General features: G+C 40.5%; 5 protein-coding genes. 2 read left to right on the plus strand and 3 right to left on the minus strand.

Going from position 1 to position 13,194, the window contains the following annotated elements; all coding sequences use genetic code 11:
• Positions 1–87: 87 nt before the first annotated feature.
• The 3 genes from IPM48_00105 to IPM48_00115 form a co-directional block, all read right to left on the minus strand.
• Positions 88–4,623: a T9SS type A sorting domain-containing protein gene (locus tag IPM48_00105; protein ID MBK9269974.1), complete on the minus strand. Its 4,536-nt coding sequence runs from the start codon at positions 4,621–4,623 to the stop codon at positions 88–90.
• A gap of 107 nt (positions 4,624–4,730) precedes the next feature.
• A complete protein-coding gene (locus IPM48_00110) occupies positions 4,731–9,050 on the minus strand; it encodes a T9SS type A sorting domain-containing protein (protein MBK9269975.1) in 4,320 nt (1,439 codons plus the stop codon).
• A gap of 485 nt (positions 9,051–9,535) precedes the next feature.
• Positions 9,536–10,387 (minus strand): acetyl-CoA carboxylase carboxyltransferase subunit beta, encoded by an 852-nt coding sequence (locus tag IPM48_00115; protein ID MBK9269976.1) that lies wholly within the window; start codon positions 10,385–10,387, stop codon positions 9,536–9,538.
• 135 nt (positions 10,388–10,522) lie between these two features.
• On the opposite strand from IPM48_00115, the gene IPM48_00120 reads away from it, so the two are divergent.
• Together IPM48_00120 and dnaG are read left to right on the plus strand one after the other, a co-directional pair.
• Positions 10,523–11,251, plus strand: a complete 729-nt coding sequence (locus tag IPM48_00120; GenBank protein MBK9269977.1) for a 4-hydroxy-tetrahydrodipicolinate reductase — start codon at positions 10,523–10,525, stop codon at positions 11,249–11,251.
• Position 11,252: 1 nt separating this feature from the next.
• Entirely contained in the window at positions 11,253–13,190 is a 1,938-nt protein-coding gene (gene dnaG / locus IPM48_00125; GenBank protein ID MBK9269978.1) for a DNA primase, read from the plus strand.
• The last annotated feature ends 4 nt before the right edge of the window (positions 13,191–13,194 follow it).

The raw sequence follows: 13,194 nt of genomic DNA on the forward strand, positions 1-13,194 counted from the left end.
AAAATTTTTAAGGTTCTGCAATTCAAAGCTATTTACCGGGGACCGTCTGAAGGCCCCCGGTGTCAAGCCTAATTACCCAAGAACCGTTTATTTTATTACGACCATTTTACGTGTGGCAACAAAGTCGTTTGTCTCTAATTGGTAGTAAATGATTCCCGCATATTCAGCATCCACTCTGATTTCTGCAGAATTCAATCCGGTCGTCGCTTTGTACGAATTCGTCATGATCAATTTGCCTGACATATCAAAGAGGCTGATCTTGACTTGTTCGGACTTAGGCACTTTGTAATAAATTGTTGTTACCCCATTGAATGGGTTTGGTACGTTTTGATACAATTCATATTGACCTTTGACAAGATTTCCGTCATTTGATCTAAACAATAAGCTTAGATTGAAATCTTCGTAGGCGCTGTAAGCTTCAGATTGAAAAGTGTTTGACAATGTGACATTCAAAAACTCTTCTTTCATATCAGAATTTGCGCGAATCAATAAATAAAACAATATATCTCCAGATTTGAGGTCTAAGGCTTTCTGCTCATTCCATGAAATCCTGCATGAATTGTCTCTGATCAGATAATGCTGAGGGTTGATTTCAAAACTTGCAGGCTCAACAGATTCAAATTGAAATTTCTGTCCTTCAGATTTGATATCCAATTGAAAGCCTTCAAACGAACTTACATCTGAATTGGCATATACCGGTACTCTGATGAGATCCCCGGACCGTGCAGTAACTGACTCCATTTCCAATCCAAAAACTTTATTAGATCTGGTGGAAGTCCGGACTGCATTTCCGGTAACCGCTTCTCCAGTAACATCTCCAATCTTAATTGCAATAAAATTGTTTTCATACTTTATTTTTTGCAAATTGCTCAGTTTAACGTGATCAGGATAGTTGTATGGGCCCGAAGCATCAAACGCATACTCAGCGTCAACAAAAACCCAGGATTCTGAGTCTTGGAATTTTTCCTGATAACCCAATATCAACTTTCTAATTTCTGTAATATCTCTTGCAGTGATTGAAGCTGATTTATTAACATCTGCAGCAATCATTTTATAAGGACTATTCAATGATTCAACCGCCAAAATATGTTTTTGAATCGCTACAATATCTCTGGTGGTAACACCTTGTATATGATCGTTGTCATCATAGCTTGGTGTCAGCAGGTAAGAATCATTTAATGGCAAATCATAAAAAGCATACTTACCCTGTTCATTGGTAACTGTTTCTTTTTGCTGTCCATTTGATTCCTTGGTAATCTGAAGGGTCACATTCTGTGCCAAAGTTTGATTGGTGACGGTGACCAATCCGAAGACTTCTGATCCCAAATTACTAGGACAAACACCCTGGTTATCCTGAATAATCAAGGTCGTGCGGCATACATCCTGGTTTCCGGCTTCATCTGTCACATAAATGGTCACCTCCCTCCTCAGTTCGCGAAGGCTGTCCAAATCACTACATTGAATGGTTAAAGAAATGTTGTTTGTATCAGCACTAAAAGAAAACTTCAACTTTGAATTTTCTGTACAATTATCGAATGATCCGGCATCAAAATCACTTGCCCAAATCGTCACATTGCCAGTGGATGGCATGATCACAGTGACCACACCCGGTGCACAATAAGGGGTTGGGGCTTTGCAATCTCTTGCGGTCACCAAGTACGAGCAAGTGGCAGAGTTTCCACACAAATCGGTCGCAATAAAGGTAACACGATGAATCCCTTCTTCCAAATTTGCAGAAAAGTTTCTACCTGATCCTGTTAAGTCTACACTGTTGTCATTGTTGCGATCCAAGCGATAAGCCCATCGTAAATCTTGTTGATCTGTACAATTATCTGTGGCTGTAGCACTAAAACTTCCTGTAACGCTGCATCCGTTGAGGATACAAAGTTCTCTGTTAGCACAAGAGCTTGTAAAATCGGGTGGTCTGCTCTCAGAAATTTTGATCACCTGCACCCAACTCCAAATTCCATTTGTACTATCCGGGTCGTGGGCATCGTATTGACACCAATCGATTACTGTCCAGGTGCGGAGTATTTTATGACAGATTCCTTCTACAAAATTAAAATCCAAATCTTTATAGTTCGCAATAATCTGATTGCATTTATCCCGATTTTTGAAGACTGGTTTGCCGGTTATATCCGGAGAAACATTGCCTCTGCAGCCATCCAATACTGTATCTTTTGGAAAGATGATGTCATCATAAGTAAATACAGCTGTATCAAGAACTGTAATGGTCTGAAAACAAGAGTCCTTTCTACCACCTGCATCTGTTCCAATGAACCATCTTCTGATGGTGCCGTAGTTGCAATTGTTCAATAAATTTTCTACTCTTTGCGATGGTTGTACACTGCAGTTGTCAAGAATGGTAGAACTACCAAACACAGATAAATTGGATAGATCTGTTTCACAATAAACAGTGGTGTCTTTGGGACAGGTCACCCTAGGAGGTAGTTTATCTTGAATTTCAACCTGTGCCATACATTCGCTGCTGTTGTTTGCTTTGTCATAAACTGTTAGAATGATGGTGATCGGGCTTCTTGCAATATCTTCACAGCAGAATAAAATAGAATCTGCAGGCGATGTACCAAATACACCACAAGGACCAGGAACCATTCTGCGCACTTTAAAGTAACCCATTTCACAGTTGTCATTTGAACCTTGATTAAATACATGCGCAGCAACTGTTGCACGGCCATTTGCGGTAAGTCCAACCACAGTTTTTTGCTGACATACAGCAACCGGAGGAGTTCTATCAACGACACGAATATCAAACGAACATTCGGTACAGTTGCCACAATCGTCGCAAATGTTGTAAAAGATCCAATTGCAACCGGGCTGCAAATTGTCCACGCGGAATCTTCCATCCGGTAGTCGAACAATATTCGCTTTGGTTCTGAACGCATTTGGATCAGGTACACAACTATTGGGATCCGCGGCTGGTAAATAAGAAACATCGTAAGTCCATCCAGAACAAGTTTCCAAGACAAGTGGTACATTTGGAGCAGGTGGCACACCAACTACAAGATTTTGTGGAGCCGGTAAGATATAGGAAGCTGTACAACTGTGTGCGTTGGTACTCACTTCGATAATATCCGGGCAGTTAGTAACAAGGGGTGGAGTTTCATCCACTACTTTGATCAATTGAATATAGTTTACTCGGTTGTTCGGATTGCACCAGTCTATGATAAGCCATCTTCTCAAAAGTTTGAAAGAACCTTCACACACACGGATGGTGTCATCGCTGAATTCAAATTGTATATTCCCGCAAAAAATACCAGATGGTCTTCCAGTACCTCCTATCAATAGTCCCAAACTATCAAATGCGATTTCACTGGTATCCGGATTTCCGTTCGGAAATTTTTTCCAATTGCCATTGCACTGCAATGCAGGATAATTTCCTGGTTGACCATCAAAATGGGGAGGCAATGTTATATCGCCAATGGTTCCTCTCTGGAGGTCAATGGTATCGGTACAACAACTTTTGTATCCACCCGCATCAGTTGCACACCATCTTCTGTATATGGTTGCACTTAATATAGGATTTGAACAGGCGTGATTAACAACACTGTCACTATAAGTCAATGAAACGCTTCCGCAGGCATCAATACCTGTCACAATAAATGGATAAACTCCAGTATTAATGATAAAAGGAGAATCGACCGGAAAACCAAACACAATAGGATTCAAATTGGTATTGCAACGAAATGTATCCCGTGGTCTGCATTCCAAAGCCGGAGGTGTTTTGTCTTCCAATAGTAAATTTCCCCAGCAGGAGTTACCACAAACAATGTTCCTGGCTGTAACGGTCAGTCTTTTACCGATGTATCCAATACCTAATGGTAAGTTGACCTTCTGGTTATTGTAAGTGATGGTCACCTGGTAAAATCCAAGATCTGCACAAACAGGATCTTCACCTTCCAAAACCATTGCAGCCAATATATCGGCCTCGCAGGAACTGTTGACAGATACCTGAATGTTGTTGTTACAGGCCATTTGACAATTGCTCCAGCAATTTGGAATTTCCGCGGTATTGGATACGCTGGCAGGATCACCAACCGGTATTCCAGCTGCCGCGATTGCAAAATTTCCTAGAACCGCTGGCGCAGCTATCGCTCTTGGGTTGACTTCAAACACCAGGCGATAGACCACTCTTTCTCCAAGAAATAGAAAGCCAATTCCTGAAGTCAGATTGTCATTGGGTAAAATCCCATCATAAGATAAATTGATGATACCATCTTTGTTGGGAACCGGATTGTCCAAATAAACTGTGACCGGAGCTCCCACTACTCTGACAAATGCAGCACCCAACATGGAAGGGTCTGAAGCATTGTCCCAAACATTGATGTTACCGGCAAAGGCACATCCAGTGTTTATCACTTCTATGTCAAAAGTAGCGTCAATGTTTCCAGCAACTCCACTACTTGCCGCAGCCACTCCTACCAATGTTTTGTTGATGGTGAGACATTGGGCGGAAAGATTGGAAATTCCAAATAACGAAGTAATTAGAATAAAACCAATGGTTGCAATCGACCGGAATCTTCCCGGGAGATTTTTGAATACAGGTTCTGAGTAAAATAAATTCCTCATTTTAATTCGATTTTTATTGAGATAATTCTTTTTCATTTTTATGAGTTTTAATAAGGTATGTTGAACAATTTCTGAGATCCTCAAACGGTCCTTTGTAAATACTTGGGTAATTGATTTAAAAAAAACCGGGGGTATGGTTTTAATTATTTTATGAGGATCATCTTTTTTACCGCTCTATGCTCACTCGATTCAAGAATGTAGTATAGAATTCCGGATTGTTCAATATCCTTATTACTGATTTGCACAGTGTGCATTCCTGCACTAAATTTTCTTGTCAGCTGTTTTAGTATTCTTCCATTGACATCACAGATTTTAAGATTTGCTTCTCCTTCTTTTGGAAGGTAAAATGAAATATCTGTAACTGTGCTGAATGGATTGGGTCTGTTCTGATATAACACAAATCCCTTTTCAGTATTTTGGTCTTCTTCGTGAGATCTGAAGCCCAAATTCAGTGTATAAGTTTCGCCGTTGGAAGAATAGGCTTCTCCAACAAAACTGCTTCTACTCATGTAAATGTTCTCTTTAACCTGGCCATTCTTTTTGGTATTGAAAACCAGCTCAAACAAAGGTCGATCGGTGCCTACACCTGACACCTGGTCGATACTAAATCTGATCACTCCATTCTCTAATAGGAATGGGTTGATATGACCGTTATCCGCTTTCATGCTTCCCGCGCGGAGATCCACAAATTCAAGCACGGATGGATCAAAACGAAGCTCTGCCTGCAATCCTGAGATGGTCTCAATTCCATTCATGAAGATTGGAATGTTGATGATATTCTCCATTTCGAAATCAACATCCGAAATTTCAAGCGTGGCTACATTTTGATTTCTTGAGCTCAGCTTGGACAACTGGTTGGTCAACGCAGAATTATTGATGTCACCCAATTTTACCGCGATAAAATTTTTATCCATTTGATGATTGTCCAATTGGTTCAATACCATTGCATCTTCATAAGGCCATGGACTGGTCGGATCATTGAATTTTTGATCCGCATTGACAAACACCCATGATTTTCCAATCGGGAATTTTTCCGTCACACCAAGGATTAATTTTCTCAAATCAGTGATGTCTCTTGCCGTGATGCTTCTGGAGTTATTGACATCGGCAGCTATATATTTGTAAGGACTTTCCAAAGACTGTATCCCTAAAATATGTTTCTGAATCGCTACAATGTCTGCTGTGGTGACACCATTTAATACATCATCGTCTTTAACCGCGGACAAGGTGTAATTTTCTTTCACCGGCAGAGCAGCAAACACGTACTTTCCATCTTTCTGGGTGATGTGATATTTTGGAAGTGATGGTGTTGCTCCATTGATGGCCACCATGGCTTCTTCCAATGTACTGTTCTGGTCCGTGGATATCAATCCAGCAACGATCGCTGTGGCAGTCGTTCCGCCACCACCAAGATTGTCTGGACAAGCATTGCCCAATCCGTCCTGAATAATTACTTTGGTCTCGCAATAATCCTGATTTCCTGCGAGGTCTGTGACATAGATCCTGAAGCTAAATTCCTCAGAAACACCATCTGGGATTTGAGCACATGTGAATGTTCTGGAATTATTATTCGTATTGGAACTAAAAGAATACAATAATTGATTTGCAGGAGTGCAATTGTCATTGCTGGCAATATTCAAATCATTGGCCCAAATAGTTACACTACCACTGGTAGGCATAATCACAGTAATAATACCCGATCTGCACACAGGTGTAGGCTGTTTGCGGTCAATTAAAGTAAATATATAAGAGCAAGTTTCGAAATTTCCACAACGATCTTCTACCGTCCAGGTGATGCGATGTGACCCGACTGGATATACACCACTTGCATCATTGGAGTTTCCGTTGATGTCCACGCTGCCGTTGTTTCCAATATCAATTTTATAGCTCCAAACAAGTCCGGTTGAATTTCCACAAATGTCGATTGCACTTGCTGTCAGTGTGATATTTCCATTGCAATCCGCGGAAATCACATCAAAACTTCGGTTGTCGCAAGAAGAAGTAAAATCAGGTTTGTCTTTGTTGATCACTTTGATCACCTGAGTCCTAGAAATACTTCCTGCTCTCGTTGTCGGGTTAAAACTACACCAGTCAATGACGGTCCATTTTCTGAGAATCTTAAAACATACATTCTCGACCTGATTGAAAACTTCATCTTCATAAGTCGCAATCACGGAGCTACAAGACGAACCTGCAGGCCATTTAGGAGATCCGGTGGCACTGGTATCAACGTGATCGAGACAACCAGATAAGCTCGTATCAGCCGGAAATACAACATTGGCTAAGTTGAAAGGGCTAAAGTTTCTGACTGTAATAAACTGTGTACAGCTAACTGAATTATTGGCTTTGTCCCTGAAGACAAAGGTTCTTTGAATGGTTGCAAGTCCGCATTGTTGAGGAAAAGTAACTTCGGATGTATCGATGAACAAGGTACAATCTTCAGAAATTAATCCATCTCTTCCCCAAAAGTGAGGTTGAGCAACTGTGTTGTTGTTCGGATCATTGAGTATGATATTTTTTCTGTCTTCTTCTTTGGTCCGATAAACACCAAACTTGGTCAAATCAGAATAATCAAACTGACAGCTAACTGTAATATTTGGTAAGCAAGTTACTACCGGTGGTTTCTTGTCATGGACAAATACACGCACCATACATTCATTGGTATTTCCTGCGCGGTCAATTACCAGTAATCTGACAATGACGGGAACTGTGAGTGATACATCATCACAACAAAACTCAATGTAATCATCAAAACTGGTATTTCCTTTTCCACCGCAAATGCTGGAGTCCATTCGCATGACTTTAAAGCCACCCATTTCACAATTGTCATGAGACCCATCGTCGAATGCAATTGCATCAATTTTGGCCCAACCATCATCTGTTAAGGTCACAATGGTCTCAAAATGACAAACCGCTGTTGGCCTGGACGTCTCGACCACGACCACTTCCTTGATGCATTCGCCGACGTTGCCACACGCATCGGTCACTCTATATACCAACCAGCTTAATCCGACTGGAAGATTTTCTACTCGAAAACCCAATAGGGTTGCACCATTCATTCTTCGGAACACACCTTCGGTGGTGGCCTCCAATGAACTAGGCGCGATCGATGTATCCAAAACTCCTCTTTTTACGAGCAACTCATAAACCAATGGATATGAACACTCATTCCTCAAAATCACGGGTAAACCTGTTTCAAAATTTCCGTAACATGCATGGGGCAAGGTGTAAATGGTATCATAGTTTGGAGCAGGACATCCCACAAGCGGAGCTTGATCGTCAACGACTTTGATCACCTGAATACAGGTAGTGTCCTCACCAGTACACCAATCCACAATAAACCACTCTCTCAATATTTTGAAAGATCCAGCACAAGCGCCCAATCGGATGTCGTTGTAGGAATAATTGATATTTCTACAATTCACCCCACCGGGAAAACCTGTAAATGTAGGTGTAATGGAGTCTGTACAAGTTAAGGCAGGTAATCCACCCGGAAGTCCGTCATAATTGGGAGGACAGGTAATGTTGCTCAAGGATCCGGCCCTCATTAGAATGGTATCAACACATGTAGTGTCGTTGCCATAATTGTCCACTGCATGCCATGTTCTAAAAATGGTGTCTATGTATGGAGCCGGAGGAGGACAAACCACTTGGACTGTCCGGTCATTGTAAGTAAATCGGGTTGGACCGCAATTGTCATAAAAAGAACTACTGCTTGTATAAGTCCTGGGTTGACCTGGTACCGGCGTTGGGTTTGGCGCTCCGACAGGTTTTGGAAATCCCACATTGGGATTGGATGGCAAGATACTTTCACCACAATCTACCTCAATGCTGCGACATGTAATTCTGGGCTTTAATTTATCTTCTACCTTAATCAATCCCCAGCAATAATTTCCACTGCAACGGTGGGTAACCGACACCTTATAGTATCTACCCAAATGCGATGAATTGACATAGGGGCTTGACGCTATCGGCGCATCGGTATTAATGTCCCGAATCACAACATCATAATCCCTAAAATCAAATCCAGTACCTTCCAAAATCATCGCAGGAGTTACCAAACCATTGCATGTCTCATCCAAAGACACATTGACTGTGTCATTGCAATTGATTTGAGGTGCATTGGTGGCTCCTACATTGATTCGAAAAGTGTCCCGATCGCATGGGCCTATTGGAATTGAAAGGTCCAGCTCTACCATTTCAAAGACAACGTCACCCGGAGTATTCCAAATAATGTTGACAAACGGCTGAGGAGCCACATAATTAATCACCGCACTACCGGAGATTAAATTGAATGTGTAAGTGTTGGCTGCATCAAAGTTATTAATAACATAAGATTGCACGGTACTTGACTGGCACACATTCGCTACTGGAGGAAGGCTTAAGGTCGCACATGTCTGAGCTCCTAAATCCACCCCAAATACCGGGCCCATCCAGAGCATCACCGGCAGAAGATTCTTCATGAAGAAAGAATCAGTGATTTGTGTAAACAACGGTCTCTTCATAATCAAATGACATTTTTAAATAATTCGTTTTTTGCCAATCATAATGAGCGCATGCCGGCTACATGCGACCATGGGGGGATTGTCGGGTGGAGGGTATAGATAATCTCATTGGTTTCAATAAATGCATACCGCATTTAGCGATTCCAATTATTTTATCTGCTGCTTAAAGTGCAAGGAATGTTCCAAAAATGTCTCTGATCTTTCTACTCATCACTGAAAAGATTAATATCAAAACATTATATAAATCAGTAATATATTAAGTTCTATTTTTACAATATTTACACTTAATAAAAACTTATTATCAGTAAAAAAAAAGTTTATAAAAAAGGAATGTCCTCTCCGATGGACCTAATTATTCCCATCATGGGCTTCAAAATAGACCAACCATTGCAGTGTTCAGAACACTGCTATTCAGATAACTATACTAAATGTTGGAATTTGTGTTACTCTGCGTCGAGTTCAAACGCTTCCAAAAGATCCGATATCCTTTCTCTCAGGTCCTTGCGATCGACGATAAAATCAAGAAATCCATTTTCCAATAGGAATTCGGATCGCTGAAAGCCTTCGGGCAAATCCCTTTTGATGGTCTCCCTAACCACTCTGGGACCTGCAAATCCAATGAGAGCTTTGGGTTCGGAAAAATTAATATCGCCCAACATGGCAAAGGAGGCGGTAACACCTCCTGTGGTTGGGTCTGTTAAAAAGGAAAAATAAGGCAAACGGTGTTTGGCCAAGAGCGTAAGTTTGGCAGAAGTCTTAGCCATCTGCATCAGTGAAAATGCTGACTCCATCATTCTTGCCCCACCGGATTTGGATATTACCATCAGTGCTGCTCTATCCTCTATTGCCACATCGATTGCCCTGCTAATCTTCTCTCCCATCACGCTCCCCATCGATCCTCCAATAAAACTAAAATCCATTGCAGCTACCACCAATGGCTTTTTGTTGATACGACCAATGGCCACAGTAATCGAATCATTTTTATTTGAATTTTTTTTCGCTTCTTCCAAACGCTTGGAATAGGGTTGCAAATCTGTAAACTCCAGAAAGTCATACGATTGGAGTTCATCAAAGAGGGTTTCGTATTTACCCTCAAACAAAATATCAAAATACTGATCTGAACTTATGCGGGTATGGTAGTTGCACGAAGGACATTTGTACAAATTCTCCTTCAACTTCATATTGGTGGAAGTTGTGTTGCATTCCGGACATTTAAACCACAGGCCGTCCGGGGCTTCTTTCTTGTTTTTCGTTTTTGTTGATATCCCTTCTTTCAGGCGGGTAAACCATCCCATATCACGATCATTTAATTTGGTGAATGATTATGTCCAAAGGATTAGCGGCAAAAATAGACCTTTTATTCATGTACCAATGCCTATTTTTGTGTGGGATTTAATAAAATATATTTTTATATTGATTATCAGTTTATTATGAATATTTGTCTAATTGGTTATGGCAAAATGGGGCAGGCCATAGAGAAGGTTTTAAACGATAAAGGACATTCTATCACAGGAATCATCCATAAATCCAATGTCGACGAATTAGCTCATTTTCTAACATTGAGTGATGTCGCCATCGAATTTACAGGACCACTTTCTGCCTTTGAGAATATCAAGGCTTGTTTCAAAGCGGGTGTGCCGGTGGTAAGTGGAAGTACGGGCTGGCTTGACCAATGGGAAGAAATGACAAAATTTCAAATCCAATACAACGGAACACTCATGTGGGCTTCTAATTTCAGCATCGGAGTCAATCTATTTTTTGAAATGAACAGAATGCTGGCAAAACTTTCCAAAACGCTTCCCCTTTATAAATACATCGTCGAAGAGGTGCATCATACGGCCAAAGTGGATAAACCTTCCGGCACGGCTCTTACCCTTGTCTCGGATATCCTGCAAGATCACAAGGAATACAACGGTTGGATCCTTGACCCACAAGAAGAACAAAATCAATTCATACCCGTAAATACAAAACGAGAGGGAAATGTGGTGGGTTACCATCAGGTAAAATTGATCGGGCCAAATGATCAGATTTTGTTGAGCCATGAAGCATTCAATCGTTCTGAATTTGCCAGCGGAGCGGTGATTGGTGCAGAATGGATAAAAGATAAAATCGGTATATATTCCATGGGCGACTTACTTCAATTTACCATGCAGGGCTGAGATGATTCAACACAATTCCATACAAAAAGTTATTGATGCGGCTCGGATCGAAGAAATCGTCAGAGATTATGTCGATCTCAAAAACAGGGGTTCGAACTTAACTGGCCTTTGTCCTTTTCACAAAGAAAAGACCCCTTCCTTTTCGGTGTCTCCTTCAAAAAATATTTTCAAGTGTTTTGGCTGTGGTAAAGGGGGTGATCCCATTGAATTTATCAAGGAGATCGAGCAACTCAGTTTTTCAGAAGCCATTCGGCTGCTTGCAAAACGCTATCAGATCGAGCTCGAAGAAAAAGAATTGAGTCAGCAGGATCAGGCTGCGGAATTGGAAATTCAATCCTTGAATATTATCAACCAATGGGCACAGGAATACTATTCCGACAAACTTTGGAATTCCGACGAAGGCAAAAACATTGGTCTTTCTTATTTTAAAGAAAGAGGATTTCTGGACTCCACCTTGCAAAAATTTGGAATTGGATTTGCCGCAGATTATCCATCTGCATTTACACAAGAATCCATCCAAAAAGGATATCAAGCTGAATTTCTGAAAAAGGTCGGATTGACCACTGCCAACCATCAGGATTTTTTTAGAAACAGAATTATTTTTCCTCTCCACAATCAAAGTGGAAAAGTCACCGGATTTGCTGGCAGAATCATTGGCGGCGAGAGCAAAATTGCAAAATACATCAACTCACCGGAAAGCCAGGTTTATAAGAAAAGTAAAACCTTATTTGGATTACATCTCGCCAAAAATGAGATTAGAAAACAAAACAACTGCTATCTAGTAGAAGGCTATACTGATGTGATGTCCCTGCATCAGGCTGGAATTGAAAATGTGGTAGCTTCTTCAGGTACTGCATTGACAGAAGATCAGATCCATCTTATCAAAAGACATGCTCAAACTGTGACCATACTTTATGATGGAGATCAGGCTGGAATCAAAGCCGCCGAAAGGGGAATTGAACTGATCATCAAAGAAGGACTCAATGTATATGTTGCTTTGTTTCCTGAGAAAGAAGACCCTGATAGTTTTGTTAAAAAATATGGGTATGAAGGTTTTCAGAATTTTTTAACCAACGAAGTAAAAGATTTTATCTTATTTAAAATACAATTGCTCCACCAACAATCACAGAATGATCCTGTCAAACGCTCAGCAGTCGTCCAGGAAATTGTTCAAATAATTGCAAAAATTGAAGACTCCATCAAACGCTCTATTTATTTACAAAATGCTGCTAAAATTTTGCAACTGCAGGAATCCACGCTGATAGAAAATTGCAACAATTACATTCGTGAAAATTTAAAAAATAAATCCTTTGCAGACAAAAGAAAATCCCTGCAACACGATGAAACCATCTTAAACGATCAGCAAGAAATAAGTTTTAAGAAACAAAACCAACATCTTCTAGAAACAGGAGATGAAATCCACGAAAAAGAACTCATCCGAATACTGATGCTTGCAGCAGACCAACCGTGGAAAGATACCAGCTTTACTGTAGCTCACTTTATTATCGAGAATATCATTGACATTCTGGAGTATTTTGACAATCCATTCTACGCCATGCTTATTCAAGATGTCATAGGCAGAATACAAACAAACGATCCGGTTAACTTCAATTACTTCTTACATCATCCTACCAAACATGTGTCTCAATTGGCCATTGAGTTCTCGGCTTTTCCATATTCGTACAGCGACAACTGGGCTGATAAATACGGTATTTATCTCAACAAAAAAACCAATGGCATTGATTATACAGAAAATGAAATTGAATCGGTGGTCAAATATTTAAAATTCAGAAAATTCAATAAAGTGATCAAAGAGCTCGACCAACAAATTGTTGAGAATACAGCCCATGATGAAGGCGTAGAACTCATCAAAGCAAGAGAGGAAATTAAAAAAATGAAAAATCAGCTTTTTCAAGAAGTTTGGAAAACTGAAAACTAATCCA

This window comes from Saprospiraceae bacterium (assembly GCA_016715965.1).
Classification (GTDB): domain Bacteria; phylum Bacteroidota; class Bacteroidia; order Chitinophagales; family Saprospiraceae; genus Vicinibacter.